This window comes from Pseudomonas sp. Sample_21, assembly GCF_004307525.1.
Lineage (GTDB): Bacteria > Pseudomonadota > Gammaproteobacteria > Pseudomonadales > Pseudomonadaceae > Aquipseudomonas > Aquipseudomonas atacamensis.
The window spans coordinates 12,667-38,923 of the sequence record NZ_RCNZ01000142.1; the positions used below are offsets into that span (position 1 = coordinate 12,667).

Below are 26,257 nucleotides of genomic sequence, written 5' to 3' on the forward strand. Positions count from 1 at the left end.
GCCGGTTACCCGCCCGCCGCAGGGGCGAACAGGGTTTCCAGATAGGCCTGGCTTTCACCCAGATTGATTTTGTCGTTGAGGCCCTGGCGCTGATACCTGACCAACTGCGGTTGCAGGGAAATCGCCAGATCGGTCTCGCGATCGCCACCGGCCACATAGGCACCGACGCTGATCAAATCACGGCTCTGCTGATAGCGCGACCAAAGCTGCTTGAAATACTGCGCGCGCTGCATGTGATCCGGCGAAACCACTGCTGGCATTACCCGGCTGATCGAGGCTTCGATGTCGATCGCCGGATAGTGGCCTTCCTCGGCCAGGCGTCGTGACAGCACGATGTGGCCGTCTAGCACGCCACGCGCCGAGTCGGCAATCGGGTCCTGCTGGTCATCGCCTTCGGACAGTACGGTGTAGAACGCCGTGATCGAGCCACCGCCCTTCTCCGCGTTACCGGCGCGCTCCACCAGTTTCGGCAGTTTGGCGAACACCGAGGGCGGATAACCCTTGGTTGCTGGCGGCTCACCGATGGCCAGAGCGATTTCCCGCTGGGCCTGGGCGAAACGGGTCAGCGAGTCCATCAGCAGCAGAACGTTCTTGCCCTTGTCGCGGAAATACTCGGCGATGCGCGTGCAATACATTGCCGCGCGCATACGCATCAGCGGTGCGTCGTCCGCTGGCGAGGCGACCACTACCGAACGTTTGAGGCCTTCTTCACCGAGAATGTGTTCGATGAATTCTTTAACTTCGCGACCACGCTCACCGATCAGGCCGACGACGATGATGTCGGCCTCGGTGAAGCGGGTCATCATGCCCAACAGCACCGATTTACCGACACCGGTACCGGCGAACAGACCCAGACGCTGGCCACGGCCGACCGTCAGCAAACCGTTGATGCAACGGATGCCGACGTCCAGCGGTACGCTGATCGGATCACGGTTGAGCGGGTTGATTGTCGGGCCGTCCATCGGCACCCAGTCTTCGGCCTTCATGCCGCCCTTGCCGTCCAGCGCGCGGCCGGCGCCGTCGAGGACACGGCCAAGCATGCTCATGCCCATCGGCAAACGGCCGGTATCGGCCAGCGGCACCACGCGGGCGCCCGGGGCGATGCCGGCGACGCTGCCGACTGGCATCAGAAAGACTTTGCTGCCGGAAAAACCCATGACTTCCGCTTCCACCTGGGACGGGTGGTAACTGTCGTCATTGATCACCATGCAGCGGGTGCCCATGGCGGCGCGCAGGCCTTCGGCTTCGAGGGTCAGGCCAACCATGCGCAGCAGCCGACCTTCAAGGATCGGCGCGCCGGCAATCTCGGTGGCCTCGGCATAGGTGCTCAGGCGCTTGGCGAAGCTGGTGCGTTCAAGGCGCATCGCTGGCGTCCGCGCGCGGCTCGTCAGAGTCGACAGCCACTGGGGTGTCTTCGGGAATATCCAGACTCAAGTCCGGCGTTGCCGGATGCAAGGCCTGCTCGTGCAACTGGTCGAACAGCTTGGCCATCACTTGGGTCACGCGCGATTCGACACTGGCGTCGATGCGGCTGTGCTCGGTTTCAACCCGGCAGCCGCCCGGCAACAGCGACTCGTCTTCGACGATGCGCCAGGTTTCTTCGTGGCGTTCGCGCAGGGCTTTGACCTGGGCGAAATCCTGCGGATTGACGTACAGGCGCACGTTTTCCACGCCCAGCGGCAATAGCTTGAGGGCATCGCGCATGACGTGTTCGATCTGCGTCGAATCGATGGCCAGTTCGCGCTTGATCACCTGCTTGGTGATGTGTTGCACGAGGTCAACCAGCGACTTTTCAATCTGGGTGTCTTGCTCGGCGATCGGTTCGAACAGGTTGGCCATCAACAGCTCAAGGCTGGCGATTTTCGCCGCCAGCGCCGTTTCGGCTTCCTGACGCACCTTCAGCGTGGTGCTGTGAAAACCTTCTTTTTCGCCGATGGCGAAGCCCTCGTTGTAAGCCTCCTGACGGATGCTTTCGAGTTCCTCCAGGGTCAGTGGCTGGACTTCTTCCAGCGGCACTTCTTCCATTTCCGGCGGTTCGGGCTCCGGTTCCGGCTCGGGTTCCGGTTTCGGCGGGTCGAAGCTGGGCAGCGCCCAGGATTCGAAACCATGAACATCGCGGGCGCGGATCAGATCCGTCACAGACTCGTCAGGCTTATCCATGGGCTTAGATCATTTCCTCGCCGCCCTTGCCACCGAGCACGATCTCGCCGGCTTCGGCCATACGACGGGCAATGGTGAGGATTTCCTTCTGTGCGGTTTCGACGTCGCTGACGCGCACCGGGCCTTTCGCCTCGAGGTCGTCGCGCAACAGTTCGGCAGCACGCTTGGACATGTTCTTGAAGATCTTTTCCTTGACGCCTTCGTCCGAACCCTTGAGGGCCAGTACCAGCACGTCCGAAGACACTTCGCGCAACAGCGCCTGGATGCCACGGTCGTCGACGTCGGCAAGGTTGTTGAACACGAACATGAGGTCTTCGATCTGACCGGACAGGTCTTCGTCGACTTCGCGGATCGAGTCCATGAGCTGGCCTTCGATCGAGCTGTCGAGGAAGTTCATGATGTCGGCCGCACGCTTGATGCCACCCAGGGTGGTGCGCGAGGCGTTCGAGTTGCCGGAGAACTGTTTCTCGAGAATCTGGTTGAGTTCTTTCAAGGCGGCCGGTTGCACGGTGTTCAACGACGAGACGCGCAGGATGATGTCCAGACGCACTTTATGGTCGAAGTTGCCGAGCACTTCACCGGCCTGATCCGGGTCGAGATACGCGACCACGATTGCCTGGATCTGCGGGTGTTCGTAACGGATCACGTCAGCGACTGCGCGCGGCTCCATCCATTTCAGGCTGTCGAGGCCGCTGGTGTTGCCACCGAGCAGGATGCGGTCGATCAGGCCGTTGGCCTTGTCTTCGCCCAAGGCCTGGGTGAGCATCTTGCGTACGTAGTCGTCGGATCCGACGCCAAGGCTGGTCTGATCGCCGACGATGTCGACGAACTCGCTCATCACCTGCTCGACCTGTTCGCGATGGACGTTGCCCATCTGCGCCATGGCCACGCCGACGCGCTGAACCTCTTTGGGTCCCATGTGGCGCAGCACTTGCGCAGCATCGGTCGAACCCAGGGACAGCAGCAGAATCGCGGCTTTGTCGACCTTGGTCAGTTTGACGGTGGCGGCTCGGTTATCACTCATCTGCGTTAATCCACTCTTTCACGACCTGAGCCACGCGACCCGGGTCTTCAGCTACCAGACTCTTGATTGCATTCAGTTGCGCGTCATAACCCTCGCTCGGGCTCGGCAACAGAATGCTCTGCGGACCACCGAGGCTCACGCGGTCGTTGGCCAGTTCGCCGTCCAGGCCGCCCATGCCACCGAGTTCCACGTCGCTGCCCAGACCGGCCAGCTCCTTGCCTTTGCCACCGCCGGTGATGTTGTTGAGCACCGGACGCAGCACACCAAACACCAGTACGAGGATGAACAGCACACCCAGCACTTGTTTGACGATGTCCCAGAACCATGGCTGGGAGTAGAACGGAATATCGGCAATCACTTCGCCGCGCTCGGCAGAGAACGGCATGTTGATCACGCTGACGCTGTCGCCACGGCTGGCGTCGAAACCGACGGCGTCCTGCACCAGACGGGTGAAGCGCGCCAATTCGTCGGCGCTCCACGGCGCGCGGCTGGTTTCACCGTTGGCCGGGTTGACCTTGACCTGATCGTCGACCACCACCGACACCGACAGGCGATTGAGACGGCCCTGCTGCTGCTTGGTGTGGCTGATCGAACGGTCGAGCTCGAAGTTCTTGGTCGATTGTTGACGCTTGTCCGCCGGGTACGGTGCGAGCATCGGCTGGCCGGTGGCCGGGTCCATGATCTGTTGACCGTTGGCGTCAACCAGTGGCTGACCCGGCTGGATCATCCCGGCCGGTGCGGCGGTGCCACCGGTGGTCTGCGGCGCCGAGGCAGGCGCCGGCGGCTGGTTGCTCAGGGCACCCGGCACACCTTGCGGACCATTGCTGGCGGTGCGTTGTTCGTTGACCGACTGCTCGCTGCGCAACGCCGGTTGGTCCGGGTTGAACTGCTCGGCAGTCGATTCGACGGCACTGAAATCGACGTCAGCGGAGACTTCAGCCTTGTAGCGATCGTTGCCCAGTACCGGTTGCAGAATGTTGTGCACGCGCTGGGTGAGCATGCTTTCCATGCGGCGGCTGTAATCGAACTGCTTGCCGGCCATGGTCATTTCCGAGTTCTCCGCCTGATCGGAAAGCAGGTTGCCCTTCTGATCGACGACGGTGATCTGCGATTTGCTCAACTCGGGCACGGAAGTCGCCACCAGGTTGATGATCGCCACCACCTGACCCGGCTCCAGCGAACGCCCGCTGTACAGCTCGACCAGTACCGAAGCGCTTGGCTTGCGCTCGTCACGGACGAACACCGAACTCTTCGGAATGGCCAGGTGCACGCGGGCACCCTTGACGTTGTTCAGGCTGGAGATGGTCCGCGCCAGTTCGCCTTCGAGGCCGCGACGATAACGGGTCGCTTCCATGAACTGGCTGGTGCCCAGACCCTGTTCCTTGTCGAGGATTTCGAAACCGATGTTGCCGTCGCTGGGAGTGACACCAGCGGCAGCGAGTTTCATCCGCGCACGGGACAGGTCGTCGGCCTTGACCAGCAAGGCGCCGGAATTGGGTTCTACGTTGTAAGGGATGTCAGCGGCGGCCAGGGTTTCCATGACCTGCTTGGCGTCCATGCCGGCAAGGCTGCCGTACAGTGGACGGTAATCCGGCTGCTGCGACCACAGCACCACGGCAAAGCCAATCGCCACGCTCGCAGCCAGACCGACCAACAGGCCGACCTGACGCAGCACGGTCATCTGGGAAAGGTTTTCCAGAAAGGACAGGCCGAACAGCGGCGGTTTGCCGTCGATCGGGGTGGCCTTGGCCGGAACGTTATCAGCGACTGCTTCTGCCATGACTTATTTCGCCCTTAAACCGGCATCTGCATGATGTCTTGGTAAGCCTGGACCAGCTTGTTGCGCACCTGGGTCAGAGCCTGGAACGACACGCTGGCTTTTTGCGACGCAATCATGACGTCGGTCAGGTCGACACCGCTCTTGCCGATCTCGAACGCGTTGGCCAGTTGAGTCGACGCCTGCTGGGTATCGCTGACTTTATTGATCGCCTGACCGAGCATGTCGGAAAAGCTGCTGCCCGCGATTTCAGGGACAGCGGCAGTCGATTTACGCGCAGACATGGCATCCACTTTCATGGCCTGCATGTCCATCATCAACCGATTAAATTCAATACCTTGGCTCATGGTCTACTCTCTTGGGCGGCCCGCAATTTTTTGACACTCACTCGGCGGGTACACAGGTATTAGCAACAAGGGTGCCAGCTAGTGGGCACCCTTCTGAGAAAAGCATCTGGAATGTTTTGCAGCATCAATCAGGTGGCGAACAGATAGCCTTCGACGTCCATCCCGGCGTCGCGCATTTGCGCCAGTTTGTAGCGCAGAGTCCGCGGGCTGATGCCGAGCTTTTCGGCAGCTTCCTTGCGCCGGCCACGCTCAGCGCGCAGGGTGTCGATGATCATCTGAAACTCCCGGCGGCGCAGGTCATCGCCCAGGGCGCCGGAGGAGTCCGCCTCGATTTCCACCTCGCGGATCACCGGTGCCGGGACCGGCAGCGGCGCAAATGTCACCGCACCGCTCAGGCAAAAATCCTGCGGCTGAATCAAACCGCCCTGCTGCAGGATCAGCGCGCGCTGAATGGCGTTGTCCAGTTCACGCACATTGCCCGGCCACGGGTACGCGGTCAGACATGCTTGAGCTTCGGGGGACAGCTTCGCTGCTGCGTGCTTCATTTTATTGACGTGTTTGGCCAGCAACTTTTCCGCCAGCGGCAGGATATCGGCAGTGCGTTCGCGAAGTGGACGCCAGGCCAGAGGGAAAACCGACAAGCGGTAAAACAGGTCTTCGCGAAAACGCCCCGCCGCCACTTCGCCGGCCAGATCACGGTTGGTCGTGGCGACCACGCGAATATCCAGACTGATCGGCTTGCGCGCGCCCACTCGCTCCACTTCACGCTCTTGCAGAACGCGCAGCAACTTGGCTTGCAGGCCCAGGGGCATTTCGGAAATTTCGTCGAGCAGAATGGTGCCGCCGTCCGCCTGCTCGAACTTGCCGGCCTGCGAAGCGATGGCGCCGGTGAACGAACCTTTCTCATGACCGAACAATGTCGCTTCGAGCATGTTGTCGGGGATCGCCGCGCAGTTGATTGCGATAAACGGCTGGCTCGCCCGCCGCGATTGCTGGTGAATGTAGCGCGCCAGCACTTCTTTACCGGTGCCGGACTCGCCGGAGATCAACACAGTCGAGTCACTGCGCGCGACCCGTGCCGCCAATTCAAGCAACTGCGCACTTGCCGGCTCGACGGCGACTGGACCATCCGCTTCGCCAGCGTCAATGCTGCCCAAGGCATGGCGCGCCACCAGATCGAGCAGCGCTTTGGGCTCGAACGGCTTGACCAGATAATCCGCCGCACCCTGGCGCATCGCATCGACCGCACGCTCGACGGCGCCGTGTGCGGTCATCAGCAGCACCGGCAATTGCGGCTGGCGCGCGCGCAGCAACGCGAGCAATTGGTGACCGTCCATGCCCGGCATGTTGACGTCACTGACCACCAGGCTGAAGGCTTGCTGCGCCACGGCCGTCAGCGCTTCTTCGGCGCTGCCGACGGCGTGATAGTCGTGGCCGGCGAGGAGCAGCGTATCGGCCAGCGCTTCGCGCAACGAACGGTCATCCTCGACCAGCAACACCTTGATGCCCATGACGTTTATTCAACTCCCTGTGCAGCGGAAAAAAGTGGCAGGCTGACCTGCGCGCAGGTGCCGCGCCCGACTCGCGAGCGCAGGGTCAATTCTCCCTGATGCGCACGGGCCACCGCTTTGACCACGGTCAGGCCGAGGCCTGTGCCGGTGACTTTGGTAGTAAAAAAAGGCTCGCCGAGGCGCGCCAAAACTGTCGGCTCAATGCCGCTGCCGCTGTCACTGACACACAAGCGCAGGGTGTTGCCTCTGGTGTAGCAATGCACTTTCAGCCGCGCTTCGCCGGCGCTGGCCTGAATGGCGTTTTCAATCAGATTCAGCAGCGCGCCGACCAGTGTGTCGCGGTTGCACAGCAGCTCACCGGCATGGCTGTCGCACTGCCAGCGGATCGGCAGATCCTGCACATGGGTCAGCGCCGCTGCCTGCAGCGATTGCATCAAGGCATTGGGCGAAATGCGGTCGGTCAGCGGTAATTCACCGCGAGCGAACACCAGCATGTCGCGCACTTGATGTTCCAGTTCGTGCAGACGCTCTTTCAGGCGCCCGGCAAAGCGTTGCTGGGTTTCCACCGGCAATTGCTGTTCGGTCAAATGGCTGGCGTAAAGCAAAGCGGCGGACAGCGGCGTGCGAATCTGGTGGGCCAGAGACGCAACCATGCGCCCCAGCGACGACAAACGCTCATGCCGTGCCAGTTGATCCTGAAGATGCCGGGTTTCGGTCAAGTCGTTGAGCAGCACCAACTGCCCCGGCTCGGCATCCAGCGAGCGGGTGGAAATCGACAGACGTCGACCGTTTTTCAAGGAGATTTCGTGACCGTCGTCTTCACGGGGAGCGAAGCAGCGTGCGATCACATGGCGCCAGAGTTCGCCTTCGAGTGGCGAGCCGAGCAGATCGATGGCGGCCGGATTGGCTTCGCGTACCAGACCGTGGCCGTCGATGACGATGACGCCGCCGGGCAGCAGGTCGAGAAGGTTTTGCAGGCGATTGGCCAGGCGTTCTTTTTCCGCCAGTTCCTGCATGCGTTGGGCGCTGACCACGGCCAGCTCACCCTTGAGTTCGGTGACCCGCGCTTCGAGCAGGCTGTAGGAGTCGGTCAGCTGGCTCGACATCTGGCTGAACAGCTGGAAGGCCTGCTCAAGCCCCTGACGACTTGCCTGCTCTACGGACGAGGGTTGCCCCACGATATTGGAGGCAGAAGAGATCTGGGCGGCTTGGGGCATTGGGCTCTCTCGCTTGGCTGACCGTCAGTGAAACGGAACGTTGCGAGGGCTATAGCAATACCCGTGCCTAAAAAAAACCGCTTATAAAATGAAGCGCTTGAAAAACAGGCGTCAATCATCCGCCTGTTCATCTCCTCCAGCCCGGCTCATGCCGTACTTGCGCATCTTCTCGACCAGGGTGGTGCGACGGATGCGCAGACGTTCAGCGGCCCGTGCCACGATGCCATTGGCATCGTCCAGCGCTTGCTGAATCAGGCCTTGCTCCAGACCACCGAGGTAGTCCTTGAGATCGAGGCCTTCCGGCGGCAGCAGTGCACTGGCGCTGAAATCCGGCGTATGGCCGTTGATCGCCACGCGCTCTTCCAGATCGCTGCGCAGGCTGTCGACCATCTGCTCGTCTTCGTCGTCGACGTAGCGGAATTTCTTCGGCAACTCGACCACGCCGATCACCCCGTACGGGTGCATGATCGCCATGCGCTCGACCAGGTTGGCCAGCTCGCGGACGTTGCCCGGCCAGCCGTGACGGCACAGCGACATGATCGCCGCCGAGTTGAAACGGATCGAACCGCGCTTCTCGTGCTCCATGCGCGAGATCAGTTCGTTCATCAGCAGCGGGATGTCTTCGACGCGCTCACGCAGTGGCGCCATCTCGATCGGGAACACGTTCAGGCGATAGTAGAGGTCTTCGCGGAACGAGCCGATCTCGATCATGCTTTCGAGATTCTTGTGCGTTGCGGCAATGATGCGCACGTCGACGCTCTGGGTCTTGTTGCTGCCCACGCGTTCGAAGGTGCGCTCTTGCAATACGCGCAGCAGCTTGACCTGCATCGGCAGCGGCATGTCGCCGATTTCGTCGAGGAACAGCGTACCGCCGTTGGCCAGCTCAAAGCGCCCGGCACGGCTGGTGATCGCGCCAGTGAAAGCGCCCTTCTCGTGGCCGAACAGTTCGCTTTCGAGCAGCTCTGCAGGGATCGCCCCGCAGTTGACCGGCACGAACGGCGCGTCGCGGCGCTTGGAGTGGTAATGCAGGTTGCGCGCGACCACTTCCTTGCCGGTGCCGGACTCGCCGAGGATCAGCACGCTGGCGTCGGTATCGGCCACTTGCTGCATCATCTGCCGCACGTGCTGAATCGCACGGCTGGTGCCGACAAGACTGCGGAAAAGATTGGGTTCGCGATGACGGCCGCGTTCGCGGGCCTGGTCGTACATTTCGCGATAGACCTGGGCGCGGTGCAGCGAATCGAGCAATTTGCTGTAGCTGGGCGGCATTTCCAGGGTCGACAGCACGCGGCGACGCTGGTCTTCAGGCAGGTCAACGGAAGAATTATCGCCCATTAACAAAACCGGAAGGAACTCATCCCAGGTTGCGAGTGTCTTTAGCAAGCCCAAAAGCGCGCCAGGAGCATTGACGGTCCCGATCAGTACGCAAATGACTTCACGACTAGACGACAAAGAGCCGACAGCCTGCTGCCAGTCATGGCTGCCGCAGGGTAAATTTTCTTCGCCAAGAAAATTCAGAATCACCGCCAGGTCGCGGCGGCGGACGCTATCGTCATCGATCAGCAGAATTTTGGTTTCACGCCACATGCAATAGCAACTTCCCTAGTCAACTCAATGCCCGAAAAATAAGGCAAGCGAGACGCTTGCAGGACACCATGTGCCTGTAGACGCCCTAAACCTGATAATAGCCACTAGTTAAGTCAAAAAACCGTGCACAGTCAAATTTATGGCGCACATCTCTGTTTCAACTGACGGTTAATCAACCAAACAGATGGTAAACCTTTGCAGCCTTTTGCGCTTGGGTGATCTGCGACATCTCGTTGGCTATCGCCTGCCGCTCGCCCATTGCTACCTCGAGAAGCTCTTTGTAGACGAATAGCAGCTCCTCAAGGTTGTCGCGCAGTGCTACTTCGTCCAGCGAAGCTTCCGCCATGACGTCTTCCATGCAGGAACGGCAAGCCAGATCCAACTCACCAATGGCTTCCCAGTTTCGTTCGGCCAATGCTCCGACCAACGCTTCACGGGTATCGGCTATTCGCTGCAATACAAGACTCATGGTGCTCTCCTTCAGAACTGCGGAGCCGGCACAGGCGCGATGGCGTCCCAGCCTTCTTTTACCGTTGTCAGCAGACCGGCCACTTCATCGAGGACACGCGGATCACTGCTGATGTTGGCCTCGGCGAGGCGCTTCATCATGTAGATGTACAGGCCATCCAGATCGGCCAGTGCCTCGGCGTTGTTCTCAAGGTCGAGACCTTCACGCAGGCCACTGACAATGCCGATGGCCTTGCTGATCGCCGTGCATTTGGCGGGGATGTCCTTGCGCTCGATCGCGCCCTTGGCCTGAGCAATACGGGCCAGTCCACCTTCCATCAACATTTGCACCAGGCGGTGCGGGCTCGCTTCGGACGTCTGCGCATGGGCGCCGACTTTCTGGTACTGCCGAAGGGCTAACATCGGGTTCATGTTCTACCTCATTGCCACGTTGACTCGTATAACCAGTGTATCGCCAACCGGCCCGAAAACTTTAGATCAAAAGACAAAAACCCGGCGCACGCCGATAAAGCGTAGCCGGGTTTTTGTCGTTACTGACTGTTACTTCGCCGACTGCTGCGCATTCAGCGAGCTGAAGAACGACGTGATGTTGCTCGCCGTTGCCTTCATCTGGCCGACCAGCAAGTCCATGGCGTTGTACTTGGCGGTCAACGTCGTCGTCAGGTTGGCCACGCGCAGATCCAGCGCCGCCTGCTGCTTTTGCAGGCTCGATGTCAGATTAGTCAGGTTGGAACTGCGCTGATCGAGCAGCCCCCCAGTCTTGACGTACGGATCAACCGCCGCAGTCATACGCGCCAACAGACCATTCTTGGCATCGGTGCCGCTGAAGAGCTGCTGAACCTGGCCAGCCATGCCTGGGATTTCCATACGCTTGTTGAACACTGCAGTATCGAGCGTCAGCAAACCGGTTTTGCTATCGGTCAATACGCCCATCTGCGAGAGCACGGACAACTGGCCTGCTCCGCCCGCCCCTGGATCTGTCAACTGAGCACGCACGTCCGCCATCAACGAACGCGGCAGAGCGTCACCAGTGAAGGCTGCGGAAACGGTCAGATTGCCGTCGGCATCCGGCGTTGCCTTGGACAAGGTGTCGATGGTTTTCTTCAGGGTGTTATAGGAATCGATGAACGATTGCAACGATGTCTGGATGCCGGCGGTATTGGTCGCAACCGAAACGGTCGCTGGCGTTGCGACGCCATTGACCAAGGGACTGGCGGCAGTCAGGTTAAGCGTCATGCCGCTGATCGCACCGGTCACGGTATTGGTCTTGCTGGTAACGGCCAGGCCGTCGATGGTCAGACTGGCATCCATCGCCAGCTTACCGACGGCTCCGGACGCACCGGCCGCCGGGCTGCTGCCCATTTCCTGGGTGCCATCGATCTCCAGACCAGCGATCCCGCTGACCTTCAGGTCCATGCCGGCACCCGTCTTGTTCGAGCTGAGCACCAGTCGCGACGAACCGGTGCTGTCGGTCACGATGTTGGCCGAAATACCGTTGCTGGCCTGTGCGGTGTTGATCGCATCGCGCGTGGACTGCAAGGTGGCATTGGCCGGAATCGCGACATTGTAATCAATGCCATTCTGACTGATTTTCAGAGTACCACTCGGAATGGCACTGGCGGCCCCGCCGGCGAAGGCGGCACTGGCGACTTTCGAGCCGGTGGCCAGATTTTTCACAACGACGCTATACGTACCCGGTACGGCGGTTTTATCCGATGTGGCACCGACAACAGTCGGCGTGTCCGAAGTCGCAGTAAAACCGGCAAACGCCGGGCTCGTTGCCTTGTTCAGATCACCCATGGCTTTCTGATACGCAGCCAGTGCACTTTTCAGCGAACCGACACCGGAAATCTTCAGGCTGTTGGTTTTGGTCGCAGTATCGATCTGCGTCTGCTTGGCAGACTTGTCGGCGTTGACCAGCGCGGTCACGATCGCGCCGATGTCCAGGCCGGAACCCAGTCCGGAACCCGGTAGAATTGGACTTGCCATGTGCATCTCCCTTCAGATTGTTGCCATTCTTTTGACCGTTACACGCGTCCTGAGAACGAACAAACACTATTCATGCCATTTATCAGACTTTGGCGTCGAACAATACATGACTTGCATTGGCGAGGCTGTCGGCCAGTTTGAGGGCTTCGGCGGAAGGAATCTGTCGAACGACTTCACCCGTCTCGCTCGCGATCACCTTGACGATGACCTTGCCGGAATGCTCGTCGATCGAGAACTCCAGATTACGCTTGATCGACTGGACGAACTTTTCTATCTCTTGCACCGCCAGTTTCAACTTGGCGCCGTCCGCATCCTGATCCTTGGCAGCGACCGGCGCTTCAGTCTTTTGGACTTTAGGCAGCTCTGACGGTTTGTCAGCAACCGGTGGCACTGGCTTGGGAGCCGGATAAGACACGTTAAGCTTTACGCTCATGTCCATGCCCATCACCTCTTAACGTAAAAAAGCGAGAGAGCACGACAAGCGCACTCCCCCGCTTAAACTCATTCCGAAATTACTGAAGCAGCTTCAGTACAGCGGAAGGCAGTTGGTTGGCTTGAGCCAGTACGGAGGTCGAAGCTTGCTGCAGAGTCTGCTGCTTGGTCAGGTTAGCAGTTTCAGCGGCGAAGTCGGTGTCCTGTACACGACCCTGAGCAGCGGTGGTGTTTTCAGTGATGTTCTGCAGGTTCTGGATGGTGCTGGTCAAACGGTTTTGCGAAGCACCCAGGCTGGCGCGGGTTGCACCGATGTTAGCGATAGCTGCGTCGATTGCAGTGATCGCGCTGTCGATGGCGACGGCAGCGTCAGAAGGGCTGGCGCCAGTCAGTACAACAGTGCCGCTGCCAACCGACAGGCTGACGGCGTCGAACTTGGAGCTCAGTACCAGGTCGATGTGGTTAGCCGAACCGGTGTTTGCGCCCACTTGCAGGGTCACAGTGCCAGCCGAACCGTCCAGCAGGTTTTTGCCGTTCAGGTTGGTCGAAGCCGAGATACGGGTGATCTCGTCGGACATCTGAGCGAATTCAGCGTTGGTAGCGGTCTGGTCAGCAGTGCCGTTGGTACCGTTACGGGCTTTAACAGCCAGTTCACGCATACGCTGCAGGATGTCGGTAGTAGCTTGCAGAGCGCCTTCAGCGGTCTGGGCAACGGAGATACCGTCGTTGGCGTTCTGGATGGCCTGGGTGTTACCGCGGATCTGCGAAGACATACGGTTGGAGATCTGCAGGCCAGCGGCGTCGTCTTTGGCGCTGTTGATTTTCAGGCCGGAAGACAGGCGCTGCATCGAAGTGGACAGAGCGTCGGAAGCGCGGTTCAGGTTTTTCTGAACGTTCAACGATGTGGTGTTGGTGTTTACTGTTAAAGCCATGACGAATTCCTCGTTGGTTGGGTACTGCGGCTTCCGGCCCTGGCAACCGCCGGGTATGGCCTAGAGAACCTTCGTAATAGTTATCGTCGGGATTGCAGGTTGCTTGAGGGCTTTTTGAAAAAATTTTGCCATCACCACGCCACCCCCGAGAAAACAAAGACTTAGCAGCACATCCAGCGCGAAAAAATGACGTCATAAAACCGCCTGTAACGCAAAGCCGCGGGCCAGCGCTGCGCAGCGGCTCAGCGCCCGGCGTTTTCCAGCAATTCAACCAACTCGTATTCCATGTAGTCAGCCAGCCCCAACCAATCCTGGCGTTCCTGACAGTTGAGCATCTGCATCAGCACCTGTGCCCACATCTGCTGAACATCCACCGCGGCAGACGCCAGGCATAGTTGAGCCTGTTCGAATACATCGACCATCGTCAGCGCCGCCTCAACGTCACGCCCAAGGCGAAACAACGCCGCACACTGACGACACTGATCCTGACACTGACCCAGCGCACTCATTGCACGAACTCCGGATTGAAAGCGGTCCCGGCAATCAATGCGCCCGCGCGGCTGCTGTTGAGAAATTCGACCTTTGGATGCGCAGCGATATAACGCTCGAGCACACACAGATAGCCGCGAAAATTCAGCTGAGTGCTGACGCGCTGACCGTGGCCATCGCGCACCCAGTGCCGCGCCTGATTCACCGGTGGTCCGAGATCGCCGTCATTCCAACCGGCGTGAGTCTTGTTCATCGGGAAAGCGAAGTCAGCGCCAAACAGGGTGATACGCTCGGAGCCCATCTTCACCGCAAGATCCACCGCCGGATGAATCACGCTGCCGCCGACGTGCAGCTCGCCGCGTGGATACTGTTCTTTCAGCTCGGCATAGATCGGGCTGACCGAATAGCCGCCATAGCGCTTGCCCTTCCATGCCTTCAATACCTGCGGGTCGCTCATCGGCAGGTACACCAGCGTAATGCCGTCAGACGTATCGAAGGGCAGATGCCGAAAGCCGATGCGCTGATCGATGCTCACCACCAGATCAGGCACGATGCCGTGTTCGCGCAACGGTCGATAAGCGGTATCAACACAGATGAACAACGGCCGCTCGGCACGCTGACGAATCGCCGCCAGCCGCTCGAAATGCTGCTCCAGCGTCGGGCCGGTGGCGATCACGTAGATTTCACGTCCAGCGCAACTGCCGAACAGCTGCGCGACATCGTCATCGCCAAGCAGCACCGGCAGACATTCCTGCAAGCGTTGCTGGATTTCTGGCGACTGCGGATCGAAATCGCGATTGTTGAATGTCAGGTGCACTTCATTGGTCAGCCGGTCGCGGATCTTCGCGTTGAAGTCATCGGCCAGCAGCATCTCGGCCGGCAAGGCAAAGAATGGCGTGAAGAAGTCAGGATGATCACCGGCGTAAAACAGTTCGACCCGAGGATCCTGCAGCCACTGGCGCTGATCGAGCAGTTGCAGTACCAGCGCGAACAGCGCGCCGTTGAGGATGTGCACGTACAGTTTTGCCAGGTCTGCGCGATCGAGCAGCACGCCGGGCAAATCGCCCAGGCCGGTGCCATAGACATGCAGATGCGGTTTTGCCGGCAGGCTTGCCGCCTGAACCTGCGCCTCATGCAGACGATCATGGCGACTGGTCAACTGAATGCCGTCAACGCTCAGCGTCGAGCCCAGCCCTTGCACGAGTTCGGCCTGTACGGACGCGCTGTCTTCAGCCATCAATCGCTCGAACAGCGCCGGCCAGCGCCGTTTCAACACCTCGGCATTGGCTTGGAAAAACTCGCTCATGGCGCCTCGCGCTCCTTCTCGGGCAAAAAAATAGCGTTCAAGGTTAACCTTGAACGCTATTTTTGTATCAGTGGTTTTTCTGCAGTTTACGGACGATAGATGATCGCCGAGCCCCACGACAGACCGACACCAAAACCGCTCAGCGCAACGCGCTGCCAGTCGGAATCAAGCACGTGTTTTTCCAGCAGCAGCGGAATGCTCGACGACACGGTGTTGCCGGTCTCGACCATGTCCTTGATGAACTTCTCCGGTTCGCCTTCAAAGCGTCGCGCCACGGCGTCGACAATCGCCGCGCTGCCCTGGTGAATGCAGAATGCGTCGATGTCATCGGCCTTGAGATTGGAATCGTCGAGCAACTCGTGCAGGTGCGCCGGGACTTTCAGCAGAGCGAAGTTGAAGACCTGACGACCGTTCATGAAGAACACGCCGTTGCTGACTTTCAAGTGCGGTGCGCCGGAACCGTCGGTGCCGAACTTGGCCTTGCCCAGCGCCCAGGTCGGGTTTTCGCCCATCCACGTAGCGGTGGCGGCATCGCCAAACAGCATGGTGGTGTTGCGGTCTTCCGGGTCAACGATTTTCGAATACGGGTCAGCGGTGATCAGCAGGCCGTTCTTCAGGCCGGCGGCTTCCATGAAGCCCTTGATCGCGTAGATGCCGTAGACGTAACCGGAGCAGCCCAAAGAGATATCGAACGCTGCGACATTGGTCGGCAGGCCGAGTTTGTCCTGGACGATTGCTGCTGTGTGCGGCAGGCCTTCTTCGTCACCGTTTTGCGTGACGACAATCAACGCGTCGATCGATTCACGCTTCAGTTCAGGATTGCTGGCGAACAGCGCATTGGCCGCTTCCACGCACAGGTCGGAAGTTTCCTGCTCAGCGTCTTTGCGCGGCAGGAACGCCGAACCGATCTTGCCAAGGATGAACTCTTCATCCTTTTCGAATTTTGCACCTTGTGCGTAATTGTCCACGCCGGCTACAGGAACGTAGCTCGCAATGCTTTTTATGCCAATCATTACGGCTTCCCAATAAAAAACAGCCCAAAACCACCGCTCGCAAGGATTCGAGGGGCGCCGACAAACAGAAAACGGCCGCCACGACGGGCAGCCACGGGAAGCGCAAAGGGCTATCACTGGAACCGCAAAACGGGCCAGGCGCCATCTCCCCGGTCAATACAATACAGTGAAGATGCGCGTTATGACTCGCAGGTCACGCTATTTTGCCGAATCGATGGCAGATTGGCCTATTCGACCAGCGACCAATCCAGCGGCGTACCGCGCTTGATCGCGGTGCGCGCACGGCGTCCGAGGACGGCTTCGGTGTGCTTGGGCGGCAGACCGAGACCGGGACGAATGGCGCGCAGATTGTCGCCAGTAAAGGCTTCACCGGCGGCCATGTCAGCGGTGACATACAGCGAGCGGCGATAGACCAGCGACTTGCACTCGGCCTCGGTCGGACCGTACTGAACACGCCCCATCGCCTGCCAGGCACGCTCGGTTTCGACGACCAGACTGGCCAGCTCCGCAGGCTCCAGGGAGAAACTCGCGTCCACGCCACCGGCCGAACGATCAAGGGTGAAGTGTTTCTCCACCACCGTCGCTCCCAGCGCCACTGCGGCCACCGACACGCCAACGCCCATCGAATGATCTGACAGCCCCACCTCGCAACCAAACAGCTCGCGCAGATGCGGGATCGTGCGCACATTGCTGTTGAGTGGCGTGGCCGGATAGGTGCTGGTGCACTTGAGCAACACCAGATTCTTGCACCCGGCCTCGCGTGCGGCACGCACGGTTTCATCCAGCTCAGCAATACTCGCCATGCCGGTGGAGATGATCAGTGGTTTGCCGGTCGCTGCCACTCGACGGATCAACGGCAGATCGGTGTTTTCAAAACTGGCGATCTTGTACGCCGGCACCTCGAGGCCTTCGAGAAAATCCACCGCGCTGTCATCGAACGGTGTCGAGAACGCGAGCATCCCCAACTCCTTGGCCCGAGCAAAAATCGGCGCGTGCCACTCCCACGGTGTGTGGGCTTTTTCGTAGAGATCGTAGAGCGACGTGCCGGCCCACAGACTGCCCGGATCCTTGATGAAGAATTCACCTTCAGCCAAATCCAGGGTCATGGTTTCGGCGGTGTAGGTTTGCAGCTTCAAGGCATGCGCCCCGGCCTTGGCCGCCGCCTCGACGATTTGCAGAGCGACGTCGAGAGACTGGTTATGGTTGCCGCTCATCTCAGCAATGATGAACGGCGGCGCATCGGCACCGATGGTGTGCTGGCCAATCTTGAAACTAGACATGCGGGTGATCCTTCAAAACACGGCTGAACGCGCAGGTCTCTTGAGTGAACCCGGCGTCGCGGAAGACTTTCAATGAAGACTGATTGGCCGGCATGACCCGGGCAGTGATGCGTGTCAATTGTGGCCAGTGCGCAGCGACAAACGCTTCGCCACGGCTGAGCACCGCCCTGCCCCAACCGAGGCCGAAACGCCCTTCCAGCAGATAGATCGACACTTCGGCTTCGAACCCGCGCAAGTCGTAACGCAGCACCCCGACCGGGCCGTCGTCCGCCTCGGCGATCAACAGCAACCGTTGCGGATTGCGCAGGGTCGCTGTCAGCCAGTTCAGATGCTGAGTCCAATCGATCACACCGGTTTCCAGCGACCAGCGCCGTACCGCTTCAGCATTGCGCCCATCGAACAGCAACTGCGCATCGTCCAGCGTCGCCGGGCGCAGTTTCAGCACCACGCCGGCCAGCGCCGCCGCGACGCGTGCGGCACCGCGCCCGTCGACCAGTTGCCGCGAGCGCTCGGCGAGGCTGCGGCGTAGAAAATGATTGTTCACGACGAAGCCGACCGCATCACGCAACTGCTCGACGCTGACCTGCTCGCGAGCCCCCATGAACACATGCGCACCGGCAGCGGCCATGACTTCGCCGTTGGCCTGCTGATTGTTCGCCACGGCGATGCAGATGGTCGGCAAACCCAGCGCCGCGCGCTCCCAACTGGTGCCACCGCCAGCGCCGATAAACAGGTCGGCCTCAGTCATGCGCTGATGGAAATCACTGACGAAACTGTGCAGGCGCCAGTTCGGTCGCGTCTCGGCCAACGCTTGCATCTGCGTCCACGCCGGGTTGTCGGCGCCAGCGACGAAATCCACCTGCAACTCAGTGAAATCAGCCAGCGCCAGCATCGCATGGTGAGTCTGCCTCGCCGCGTCGAAACCGCCGAAATTCACCAGCACGCGCCGGGCCTTCGGTTTGATCTCGATGGCCTCGCAGTCGAATTCTTCGCGCAACATGGCGTAGCGCGGGCCGAGCAAGGTGCGACAGCCTGGCGGCAGCAGCGGCGCGTAGTTTTCACTCAAGCCAGAGAGGTTCTGATTGAGCAGCAGATCGACGCTGTAGCGCCGCGTGGCAAGATCATCCACGGCGGCGATTCGATGCGCCCAGCGCCGGGCAGCGGTTTGCCAGTGATGATCGAGGCCGTAATGGTCAACGATGATCCAGTCGAACGGTGCCTGCCCGTCCAGCAGCAGGCCTAGTGCATCAATGTCGAACTGCCACGGCAACATCGATTCGATGGCCTGCAGCGGGTCTTCATCACGATAGCGCTCGGGCAGCGCGAAGGTCTCGAAGCCTTCGGCATTCAAGGCTTCCAGTCGATGCCCGGGCAAACGCCGACAGGCGAATGCGACATGACTGCCCTGCCCGCGCAGCACCCGCGCCAAGGTCAGGCAGCGGGCAATGTGGCCGCTGCCAATGGTTGGCGAGGCGTCGGCGCGGATCAGCACCCTCATCGCAGCTCTCCGCCGGCCTTGAGCGCCGCGTAAAGGTATTCGGCGCGCTGCCAGTCTTCGGGGGTGTCGATATCCTGGACCAGATATCGCGGCAGAATCACCGGCAGGCTGGCTGGCGAATACAGCACATCATCGCGCAACCATGCCGCGCTGCGGCCCCAGTAAAACTGCCCGGCATCCTGAAACGCCTCGGGCAAGTCCTGCGAACGAGTATTGCGAAACTCGGGATACAACGCCGTCAAGGCGCCGTCCCCGTCGACTGTCAGTGCACGTTGTACCGGAAACGCGAAATCGCAAACCGAGAATGCAAATGATCGATGCGGATGCTGCTCCAGCAACTCCAAACCCTGACGCAGATAACGTGCCTGCAACAGCGGCGCAGTGGCGTAAATGCAGCAAGCGAAATCGAAGGACGGCAACTGCTGCAGTGCGTGCACGATGACCGCCGCAGTGCCGGTGAAATCATCGGCAAGTTCCGCCGGGCGCATGAACGGTACCTGCGCACCGTGCGCCCTCGCGATGTCGGCAATTTCGGCATCGTCGGTGCTGACCACGACCTGCTCGAACAAACCTGATTCCAGCGCTGTGCGGATCGAGCGGACAATCATCGGCACGCCCACGAACGGCAAGAGATTCTTGCGCGGGATACGCTTGCTGCCGCCACGGGCAGGGATGATTGCGACGTTGCTCAAGGGCGTTTTTCCAACAGGAACCAGGTGATGTCATCGGCCGGAAATTGCCGATCACGGTGATAGACGAAGCCATAGTCGAGCAGTTGCAAATCGGCATAGCGATCAAGCATTTCCCCGGCAAAATCGCGCTTGAACAGCTTGCCGCTGTTACCGCGGTAAGCGATTTCCATCGGTGCCGGATTGTAGTACTCGGCGATCAGAATGTAGCGCTGGCTCAGCTCGTACATCTGCGCATAGGCGCGCGGCAACAGCTCGGGAGCCAGATGGATCAGCACGCCTTTGCTCAGTGTCAGATCGTAGCGGCGCTCGACAGGAAAATCGAACAACGAGCCGTGCCAGATTTGCGCGATGTCCAGCGCCTGCGCCTGCACGCACGCGCTTTCGTTGATCTCGACACCGAACAGTTCGCAACGCGGCAATAACTGACGCAATGCCTGCAAATTGTTGCCGGCGTTGGTACCCAGCTCCAGCAGACTGTCGACGCGACCCGCGCGGCTCAGCGCTTTGGCGAAAAACCCTAGATTGCCCGCCACCAGCGCCTGGCCGACATTGCGCTCAACGTAATGGTTGCCGAACTCACCCTGCCAGAATCTTTCCTGCTCGCTCAGATCGCGCATACACAGTCTCGTCTACCGCCGCAGCGGTCATCGTTCGGTCAGTCGCCGCAGTTGCTCGACTACATGATCCTGCTGCTCATCGCTCAGCAAGGGGTACAGCGGCAAGCTGATGGCTTGAGCGTAATAGCGTTCAGCCTCGGGAAAATCGCCCTCGGCAAACCCCAGACCCTGATAGTAAGGCTGCAAGTGCACGGGAATGTAGTGCAGATTCACGCCAATACCGGCCGCGCGCAAACCTTCGAAAACCTGGCGGTGACTGAGGCTGAAGCGCTCGGTCTGCAAGCGAATCACATACAGGTGCCAGGCAGACTCCGCCTCTTCCTGCGGGCTCGGCAACGTCACCGGCAAATACGCCAGCAAGCGATCATAGCGCGCCGCCAGTTCCCGGCGCCGGGCGACAAACTCATCCAGTTTGCCCAGCTGTGACAGTCCCAGCGCCGCTTGCAGATCGGTGATCCGGTAATTGAAACCCAGCTCAATCTGCTGGTAATACCACGGTCCGTGGCTCGGCTCGGTCATGTGCTCGGGATCGCGGGTCATGCCGTGGCTGCGCAGCCGTCGCAGACGTTCGGCCAGCGCCGGGCGATTGGTCAGGACCATGCCGCCTTCGGCGCTGGTGATGATTTTCACCGGGTGAAAACTGAACACCGTCATCGCCGCGAAGTCGCCACAACCGACTGGACGCCCGGCGTAACTGGCGCCCACCGCGTGCGAGGCGTCTTCGATCACGGTGAAGTTGTAGCGCACGGCGAGATCGGCAATCTTGCGCATATCGCAGCTCTGCCCGGAGAACGCGACGGCGACGAGGACTTTCGGCAGCATGCCGTCGCGTTCGGCCTGTTCCAGCTTCGCTTCAAGGGCAAAGGCGTCGAGGTTCCAGGTCAGCGGATCGATGTCGACGAAATCAACCTCTGCGCCGCAATAGCGCCCGCAGTTGGCCGAAGCCAGAAACGTATTCGGCGAGGTCCACAAGCGATCGCCCGGCCCCAGGTCAGCGGCCAGACAAGCAATGTGCAGCGCCGCCGTGGCATTGCACACCGCCACGGAAAAATCGGCCTGGCAACGCGCGGCCATGGCCTGTTCGAAGCGTTCGATGGTCGGCCCCTGGGTCAGCCAGTCCGATTGCAACACCTCGACCACCGCATCGATGTCTGCCTGATCGAGGCTCTGCCGACCGTAAGGAATCATACCGACAGCTTCGCGTGCAGATCGGCGATCTGCCCCACTGAAAGGAAATGCGGGTTGGTGTCCGAGCGATACTCGAAATCCTCGTCCACGGCACGGCCACGCTCACCGAGTTTATCGACGGCGAAATCGACGTCGACGCTGGTAAAACGAATCGACGGCTGAATCGTGTAATGGTCGTCAAACTCAAGGGTCATGCGCGCATCGTCCAGCGGCACCATCAGTTCGTGCAGCTTCTCACCGGGACGAATGCCGACGTTCTTGTGCGGCAGATGTTCAGCCATGCCGCGCGCCAGATCGACGATGCGGATCGACGGGATCTTCGGTACGAACACTTCGCCGCCGTGCATGCGCGCGAAGCTGTCGAGGACGAACTGCACGCCGTGGTCGAGGGTGATCCAGAACCGCGTCATGCGCTCGTCGGTGATCGGCAATTCTTGCGCGCCTTCAGCAATCAGCTTGCTGAAAAACGGCACTACAGAGCCGCGCGAACCGGCGACGTTGCCGTAGCGCACCACGGCGAAACGGGTCTGCTGCTCGCCAGCAATGTTGTTGGCGGCGACGAACAATTTGTCCGAAAGCAGCTTGGTCGCGCCGTACAGATTGATCGGGCTGGCCGCCTTGTCGGTGGACAGCGCGACGACTTTCTTTACGCCGTTATCGATGGCGGCCGCGATGATGTTTTCCGCGCCGTTGACGTTGGTGCGAATGCATTCGGTCGGGTTGTACTCCGCCGCCGGCACCTGCTTCAACGCGGCGGCATGCACTACGTAATCGATGCCGCGCATCGCCTGACGCAAGCGCTCGGCGTCACGCACGTCGCCGATGAAATAACGCATGCACGGTGCATTGAACGTCTGCTGCATTTCGTATTGCTTGAGCTCGTCGCGGGAGAACACCACCACGCGCTTGGGCTGGTATTGCTCCAGCAAGCGACGGATGAAGTTGCGCCCGAACGAGCCGGTGCCGCCGGAGATGAAAATCGATTGTCCGTTGAACATGTTGTAGTTCCTGTCGGCCTGCTCAGGCGAGCAACTGCGCCCAATTGATCGAGGCGTTTTCGCCCAGAGTGAAACCTTTACCACTCAAGGCCAGGTTGGCGTTGTACGCCGGATCCTGGGCAAAGGCGTCGGGCCATTTTTCACGCAACGCCGCCAATGCTGCTGGCGCCTGTGGCAGCTCGCCGGTGTGCAGCACCTGCACCAGTGGCGTCCACACGGTGAGGTAACCGGCCTGACCGGCCTTCAGGCACAAATCGACATCAGCATAGCCGTCAGCGAAGGTCGCTTCGTCGAGGCCGCCAAGGGCATTGAACAGCTCTTTGCCAACCATCAGGCATACCCTGGAGACGGCCGAATAATTCTGCTCGACAACCAGCCGCTGCATGTAGCCCTCGGCCTTGTGTTGCTCGCCGATGAAAGGCGAACCCACGCCTTCGTTCAGACCAAGAATCAGACCGGCATTGGCGACTTTGCCATCGCGATCGACGAGTTTGGCGCCGACGATGCCGACCTCAGGACGCTGGGCATGGTTGAGCAGCGAATCGATCCAGTTCGGATTGACCACTTCGCTGTCCGCGGCCAGCAGCACCAGGTATTCACCCTGCGCCTGTTCGCTGGCGGCGTTGTACAAAGCGACTTCGCTCAGCGGCTGGTCGGCACGCAACACGTTGACCTTGGCGTGGCGCAGCGTTCCCAGCCAATCGTTGACCGCTGCCGACTGCTTGCCGTTGGCCGCCAGCAGCACTTCGTAGCGGCTGTAACGGGTTTTGAGCAGCACGCCCTCCAAGCAGCGGCGCAGTGCCGGCAAATCATCGATGACCGGCACAATGATCGAAACCAGTGGCTGCTCAGTGTGGCGATAATCGATCTGCCAGGTACCCGGCGCCGCCGAAGTGACTTTGGCCTTGTAGCCGCGATTGCCCAAGTGACGCAGCAACGCCTGACGCTCGTGGGCGTTTTCTTCCAGAGGCGCCTGCTCGGTGATCAGCAGCGGCTCGTCGAGATGCGCAAGACCGTCAAGTCCGCCCTGTTCGATGATGCGCAGCAACAGATCGAATTCCAGCGCCTTGCTGAAGTCGGCCTGATAGCCACCGGCCTCGAGCAGGACTTCACGACGGATCAGCCAATGCCGCGCCATCAGCGACGGCACGCTTTGCAGCAGATCCAGGTTGAAACCGGGGCGGAATACGGCGACCAGTGCGCCGTTTTCCTTGCGCTGGATTTCATCGGTGGCGACCGCACGCACACTCTCGGCACCCATCAGTTCAAGGCTGGCGCGCAACAGGCCGCTAGCGGTGAACTCATCACCGGCCTGAGCCAACATCAACCAGTCGCTTGGCGACTGCTGAGCGCTCTGGTTGAGTTTGTCGACGAGATTGCCGGGCGTGACACGGACAAAGTGCAGGGTGTTCTGCGCAGTGGTCGCTGCCGGTGCTTCACCAGTGGTGAACACGACAATCCTGAACGCTTTGCAGTGCCCCTCGACCAGGCTGTCGAGCGACACCTGCAACTTGTCGATGTCGTTGTCCAGATCAAGCAGGAAGATACCGAACTGCTGACCACCACCTTCGGCAGCCACGTGTTGGCTGATCGAATCGAGCTGCTCGATGGCAGGCGCACGTGCAGCCAGCCAATTCAACAAACGTCCCGATTGCATCTTGTCGAACGTGACCTGATGATCGTCGACCGTCAGCGCCTCGAGGCGGGCGACCCATTCATGCATGGCTTGCGCCGCCGTCTCGTCACCAAGCACGTGCAGCTGCGCGGCCAGACGCTTGGCAACCACCTGGTTGAACGCATTCAGATCATGCGCCTGCCACAACCGGTCGACCACGCTCTCCGGCGTATCGTTATTGCGCGCCTGGAGCAGATGCGCCTGACGCGTCCATGTGCCTTCCAGCCCCTCCAACTGGAGGCGACCCGCCGGCAGGGTGTGCATCATGAATTCAAACTGTTCCAGAAGATCGAAAAACGCCTGGTTGTAGAACGGCATCTCAACGTACTGCAGTGGGCCGAAGCGCCGATCAGGCCGCCGCAATTGCTGATTCCAGGTCGACTCGAAAATCAACTCGGCAGTCAGCGCCCGGCGGACCGCCAGACTCTCGGCCATCGCCGCAAAGCTCTCCAGAACAAATGCCTTGGCCTGCCCTGCATCGAGGTTCTGGATACCGGTCGGCAGCGAGACGAGGAATTCGGCAAACGCCTCTCGTTCGGCGACCGACTTGCCATCAACATAGGTCAGCGAGTGATACACGTCGGTATTGTGTTCGGAAACGCAGTAGTTGATCTCGCGTACCACATAGGGAATCGGCAGGATCCGTGCCTTGGCGCTCGCCAGCAGGAAATACACGTGCCCGATTTCCTGCCATTGGAAATTGGTCCCCGGCGGCAATGACGAGTGCCAGGTTTTCATCAGGTCGGTACGGGTCACCGCGTAGAACGGCGGGATGTACTGACTCATGTAGTCAATGACGCGATCCTGCGCCCGCTCGGACGAATAGTCTTCCTGAACCTTCTTGTCCCGGCGGTAGTAGTTCACGCCATCGGCCTTCGCCAGGTACATCAGGCAATAGCCGTGGCACATGCCATAGTCACGATTGGCCTGAAGAAAGCCGACAGACTCGCAGAGCGAATCGAACACGATGAAATCGTCATCCGCCGCCAGCACCATGTATGGCGTGCTCAGTTGCTCGACGCCATAGGCCAGTTTGGCCTGCATCCCCCAGTAGGCAAATTGCGGTACATGATGATAATCGACGGCGGAGAAATCGCCTTCCGGACGTTCCGGCGTGGAATCCAGCACCATGATTCGGCAGGGCAAGCTGCTGTAATACTTCACCGCACGGCGCAGGAACGCCGGCCGATTGTGAGTAATCAGCACCACCGTCAACAACTCGTTGAGCGGTAGCGTCAGTTCAGAACTGTACTTGCCTTGCATAACTTCTCTCCACAACCGGCGACTCGCCGAAACAACGCTGGGTAATGTTGCGAATTAACGAACGCGGCGCAGATAACCGTCCGGCGCCACGGTGATCAGCAGTTTGTTCTGCATCTGCCGATCGATCTCGAAATCCTTGTTCTCTTCCAGGTATTTCCACACGGCGGTTTTCGGGTTATCGCCATGACCCCACGGGCGATCCGGAAAAAAGTCCGCCGGCATGTCTTCAACCACGGTGTCCATCACCACGCAGTAGCTGCCCACCGAAACCAGCGGCGCGTACAAGCGCAGCTCCTCGAGTACGTGGTCGTGGGTATGGTTGGAATCGAGGACCAGAATCACTTTCTTGCCCTCGGCAATCGCGCGGACTTTCTGCGCGGTCGCCTCATCGATACTCGAACCTTCGATCATCTGGATGCGCTTGGCCATCGGGTGACTTTCGATGGCTTCACGGTTGTGCGGGCGAATGTCGAGGTCGATGCCCAGCACTTCGCCGTGGCCCTGCAGCTCCAACAGCGAGGCGTAATAGATGATCGAACCGCCGTGGGCAATGCCGCATTCAATGACCAGGTCCGGTTTGACCTGCCAGATGATCTCTTGCATGGCCATCATGTCTTGCGGCAACTGGATGATCGGACGGCCCATCCACGAGAAGTGGTAGCTGTATTTATGGCGGGCCGATTCGTTGAAGAAATCCCGGGCCAGTGCTACCACTTTCTGGTCCTCACCCTGGCGCGCGATCTCTTGTTGGCATTCGGCTTCGAAGGCTTTGTGGATGTTGTTTTCGGTCATCT

At 60.1% G+C, this 26,257-nt stretch carries 24 protein-coding genes; all 24 read right to left on the minus strand.

Annotated features, from left to right (window positions below; genetic code table 11):
- Window positions 1-5: 5 nt before the first annotated feature.
- On the minus strand, window positions 6-1,364 hold the full coding sequence (gene fliI, locus D8U71_RS27760; RefSeq protein ID WP_016771077.1) for a flagellar protein export ATPase FliI: 1,359 nt from the start codon (window positions 1,362-1,364) through the stop codon (window positions 6-8).
- The gene (fliH, locus tag D8U71_RS27765; RefSeq protein WP_125925360.1) at window positions 1,354-2,160 is read right to left on the minus strand and encodes a flagellar assembly protein FliH; all 807 of its coding nucleotides are present in this window, start codon (window positions 2,158-2,160) and stop codon (window positions 1,354-1,356) included. The genes fliI and fliH overlap by 11 nt, the downstream gene beginning before the upstream one ends.
- A gap of 4 nt (window positions 2,161-2,164) precedes the next feature.
- Entirely contained in the window at window positions 2,165-3,184 is a 1,020-nt protein-coding gene (gene fliG / locus D8U71_RS27770; RefSeq protein ID WP_016771079.1) for a flagellar motor switch protein FliG, read from the minus strand.
- Entirely contained in the window at window positions 3,177-4,964 is a 1,788-nt protein-coding gene (gene fliF, locus D8U71_RS27775; RefSeq protein WP_016771080.1) for a flagellar basal-body MS-ring/collar protein FliF, read from the minus strand. Before fliF ends, fliG begins: the two co-directional genes overlap by 8 nt.
- Window positions 4,965-4,978: 14 nt before the next feature.
- Window positions 4,979-5,308: a flagellar hook-basal body complex protein FliE gene (gene fliE, locus D8U71_RS27780; RefSeq protein WP_016771081.1), complete on the minus strand. Its 330-nt coding sequence runs from the start codon at window positions 5,306-5,308 to the stop codon at window positions 4,979-4,981.
- Window positions 5,309-5,436: 128 nt separating this feature from the next.
- Entirely contained in the window at window positions 5,437-6,819 is a 1,383-nt protein-coding gene (locus tag D8U71_RS27785; protein ID WP_122880896.1) for a sigma-54 dependent transcriptional regulator, read from the minus strand.
- A gap of 5 nt (window positions 6,820-6,824) precedes the next feature.
- Window positions 6,825-8,036 (minus strand): ATP-binding protein, encoded by a 1,212-nt coding sequence (locus D8U71_RS27790; protein WP_130889176.1) that lies wholly within the window; start codon window positions 8,034-8,036, stop codon window positions 6,825-6,827.
- Window positions 8,037-8,147: 111 nt separating this feature from the next.
- The gene (locus D8U71_RS27795) at window positions 8,148-9,623 is read right to left on the minus strand and encodes a sigma-54 dependent transcriptional regulator (protein ID WP_016771084.1); all 1,476 of its coding nucleotides are present in this window, start codon (window positions 9,621-9,623) and stop codon (window positions 8,148-8,150) included.
- A gap of 172 nt (window positions 9,624-9,795) precedes the next feature.
- Window positions 9,796-10,092, minus strand: a complete 297-nt coding sequence (locus D8U71_RS27800; RefSeq protein WP_016771085.1) for a hypothetical protein — start codon at window positions 10,090-10,092, stop codon at window positions 9,796-9,798.
- An 11-nt stretch (window positions 10,093-10,103) separates the two neighbouring features.
- Window positions 10,104-10,502 carry a flagellar export chaperone FliS gene (gene fliS, locus D8U71_RS27805; RefSeq protein ID WP_024012101.1) on the minus strand — a complete coding sequence of 133 codons (399 nt, stop codon included), beginning with the start codon at window positions 10,500-10,502 and terminating at the stop codon, window positions 10,104-10,106.
- A gap of 129 nt (window positions 10,503-10,631) precedes the next feature.
- Window positions 10,632-12,080: a flagellar filament capping protein FliD gene (fliD, locus tag D8U71_RS27810; RefSeq protein WP_130889177.1), complete on the minus strand. Its 1,449-nt coding sequence runs from the start codon at window positions 12,078-12,080 to the stop codon at window positions 10,632-10,634.
- Between the two features lie 82 nt (window positions 12,081-12,162).
- The gene (locus tag D8U71_RS27815; RefSeq protein ID WP_024012099.1) at window positions 12,163-12,519 is read right to left on the minus strand and encodes a flagellar protein FlaG; all 357 of its coding nucleotides are present in this window, start codon (window positions 12,517-12,519) and stop codon (window positions 12,163-12,165) included.
- A 73-nt stretch (window positions 12,520-12,592) separates the two neighbouring features.
- Entirely contained in the window at window positions 12,593-13,444 is an 852-nt protein-coding gene (locus D8U71_RS27820; RefSeq protein ID WP_073472782.1) for a flagellin domain-containing protein, read from the minus strand.
- 242 nt (window positions 13,445-13,686) lie between these two features.
- On the minus strand, window positions 13,687-13,953 hold the full coding sequence (locus D8U71_RS27825) for a hypothetical protein (RefSeq protein WP_122611582.1): 267 nt from the start codon (window positions 13,951-13,953) through the stop codon (window positions 13,687-13,689).
- Window positions 13,950-15,239 (minus strand): 6-hydroxymethylpterin diphosphokinase MptE-like protein, encoded by a 1,290-nt coding sequence (locus D8U71_RS27830; protein WP_125925358.1) that lies wholly within the window; start codon window positions 15,237-15,239, stop codon window positions 13,950-13,952. Before D8U71_RS27830 ends, D8U71_RS27825 begins: the two co-directional genes overlap by 4 nt.
- A gap of 86 nt (window positions 15,240-15,325) precedes the next feature.
- Complete coding sequence (locus D8U71_RS27835) at window positions 15,326-16,252, minus strand: ketoacyl-ACP synthase III (protein WP_016771093.1); 927 nt, start codon at window positions 16,250-16,252, stop codon at window positions 15,326-15,328.
- Between the two features lie 227 nt (window positions 16,253-16,479).
- Window positions 16,480-17,532: a pseudaminic acid synthase gene (pseI, locus tag D8U71_RS27840; RefSeq protein WP_130889178.1), complete on the minus strand. Its 1,053-nt coding sequence runs from the start codon at window positions 17,530-17,532 to the stop codon at window positions 16,480-16,482.
- The gene (pseG, locus tag D8U71_RS27845) at window positions 17,525-19,030 is read right to left on the minus strand and encodes a UDP-2,4-diacetamido-2,4,6-trideoxy-beta-L-altropyranose hydrolase (protein ID WP_125925357.1); all 1,506 of its coding nucleotides are present in this window, start codon (window positions 19,028-19,030) and stop codon (window positions 17,525-17,527) included. The genes pseI and pseG overlap by 8 nt, the downstream gene beginning before the upstream one ends.
- A complete protein-coding gene (gene pseF, locus D8U71_RS27850; RefSeq protein ID WP_125925356.1) occupies window positions 19,027-19,722 on the minus strand; it encodes a pseudaminic acid cytidylyltransferase in 696 nt (231 codons plus the stop codon). Before pseF ends, pseG begins: the two co-directional genes overlap by 4 nt.
- A complete protein-coding gene (locus D8U71_RS27855; protein ID WP_125917834.1) occupies window positions 19,719-20,339 on the minus strand; it encodes a pseudaminic acid biosynthesis-associated methylase in 621 nt (206 codons plus the stop codon). The genes pseF and D8U71_RS27855 overlap by 4 nt, the downstream gene beginning before the upstream one ends.
- Before the next feature lie 27 nt (window positions 20,340-20,366).
- The gene (gene pseC / locus D8U71_RS27860; RefSeq protein WP_125925355.1) at window positions 20,367-21,527 is read right to left on the minus strand and encodes a UDP-4-amino-4,6-dideoxy-N-acetyl-beta-L-altrosamine transaminase; all 1,161 of its coding nucleotides are present in this window, start codon (window positions 21,525-21,527) and stop codon (window positions 20,367-20,369) included.
- Window positions 21,524-22,525 (minus strand): UDP-N-acetylglucosamine 4,6-dehydratase (inverting), encoded by a 1,002-nt coding sequence (gene pseB, locus D8U71_RS27865; RefSeq protein WP_125925354.1) that lies wholly within the window; start codon window positions 22,523-22,525, stop codon window positions 21,524-21,526. The genes pseC and pseB overlap by 4 nt, the downstream gene beginning before the upstream one ends.
- Window positions 22,526-22,547: 22 nt before the next feature.
- Window positions 22,548-25,463, minus strand: a complete 2,916-nt coding sequence (locus D8U71_RS27870; RefSeq protein WP_125925353.1) for a TIGR00180 family glycosyltransferase — start codon at window positions 25,461-25,463, stop codon at window positions 22,548-22,550.
- 54 nt (window positions 25,464-25,517) lie between these two features.
- Window positions 25,518-26,255, minus strand: a complete 738-nt coding sequence (locus D8U71_RS27875; protein WP_125925352.1) for a cephalosporin hydroxylase family protein — start codon at window positions 26,253-26,255, stop codon at window positions 25,518-25,520.
- Window positions 26,256-26,257: the final 2 nt, after the last annotated feature.

Bases quoted from the DNA above. Each gene is read 5' to 3' on its own strand.
- D8U71_RS27800 (WP_016771085.1), bottom strand. From the start codon at position 10,092: ATGAGTCTTGTATTGCAGCGAATAGCCGATACCCGTGAAGCGTTGGTC.
- D8U71_RS27825 (WP_122611582.1), bottom strand. From the start codon at position 13,953: ATGAGTGCGCTGGGTCAGTGTCAGGATCAGTGTCGTCAGTGTGCGGCG.
- fliD (WP_130889177.1), bottom strand. From the start codon at position 12,080: ATGGCAAGTCCAATTCTACCGGGTTCCGGACTGGGTTCCGGCCTGGAC.
- fliS (WP_024012101.1), bottom strand. From the start codon at position 10,502: ATGAACCCGATGTTAGCCCTTCGGCAGTACCAGAAAGTCGGCGCCCAT.
- D8U71_RS27815 (WP_024012099.1), bottom strand. From the start codon at position 12,519: ATGGACATGAGCGTAAAGCTTAACGTGTCTTATCCGGCTCCCAAGCCA.
- D8U71_RS27855 (WP_125917834.1), bottom strand. From the start codon at position 20,339: ATGCGCGATCTGAGCGAGCAGGAAAGATTCTGGCAGGGTGAGTTCGGC.
- fliE (WP_016771081.1), bottom strand. From the start codon at position 5,308: ATGAGCCAAGGTATTGAATTTAATCGGTTGATGATGGACATGCAGGCC.
- pseG (WP_125925357.1), bottom strand. From the start codon at position 19,030: ATGAGGGTGCTGATCCGCGCCGACGCCTCGCCAACCATTGGCAGCGGC.
- D8U71_RS27795 (WP_016771084.1), bottom strand. From the start codon at position 9,623: ATGTGGCGTGAAACCAAAATTCTGCTGATCGATGACGATAGCGTCCGC.
- pseB (WP_125925354.1), bottom strand. From the start codon at position 22,525: ATGTTCAACGGACAATCGATTTTCATCTCCGGCGGCACCGGCTCGTTC.
- D8U71_RS27785 (WP_122880896.1), bottom strand. From the start codon at position 6,819: ATGGGCATCAAGGTGTTGCTGGTCGAGGATGACCGTTCGTTGCGCGAA.
- D8U71_RS27830 (WP_125925358.1), bottom strand. From the start codon at position 15,239: ATGAGCGAGTTTTTCCAAGCCAATGCCGAGGTGTTGAAACGGCGCTGG.
- D8U71_RS27870 (WP_125925353.1), bottom strand. From the start codon at position 25,463: ATGCAAGGCAAGTACAGTTCTGAACTGACGCTACCGCTCAACGAGTTG.
- pseC (WP_125925355.1), bottom strand. From the start codon at position 21,527: ATGATTCCTTACGGTCGGCAGAGCCTCGATCAGGCAGACATCGATGCG.
- fliH (WP_125925360.1), bottom strand. From the start codon at position 2,160: ATGGATAAGCCTGACGAGTCTGTGACGGATCTGATCCGCGCCCGCGAT.
- D8U71_RS27790 (WP_130889176.1), bottom strand. From the start codon at position 8,036: ATGCCCCAAGCCGCCCAGATCTCTTCTGCCTCCAATATCGTGGGGCAA.
- D8U71_RS27875 (WP_125925352.1), bottom strand. From the start codon at position 26,255: ATGACCGAAAACAACATCCACAAAGCCTTCGAAGCCGAATGCCAACAA.
- D8U71_RS27820 (WP_073472782.1), bottom strand. From the start codon at position 13,444: ATGGCTTTAACAGTAAACACCAACACCACATCGTTGAACGTTCAGAAA.
- fliG (WP_016771079.1), bottom strand. From the start codon at position 3,184: ATGAGTGATAACCGAGCCGCCACCGTCAAACTGACCAAGGTCGACAAA.
- fliF (WP_016771080.1), bottom strand. From the start codon at position 4,964: ATGGCAGAAGCAGTCGCTGATAACGTTCCGGCCAAGGCCACCCCGATC.
- D8U71_RS27835 (WP_016771093.1), bottom strand. From the start codon at position 16,252: ATGATTGGCATAAAAAGCATTGCGAGCTACGTTCCTGTAGCCGGCGTG.
- pseI (WP_130889178.1), bottom strand. From the start codon at position 17,532: ATGTCTAGTTTCAAGATTGGCCAGCACACCATCGGTGCCGATGCGCCG.
- fliI (WP_016771077.1), bottom strand. From the start codon at position 1,364: ATGCGCCTTGAACGCACCAGCTTCGCCAAGCGCCTGAGCACCTATGCC.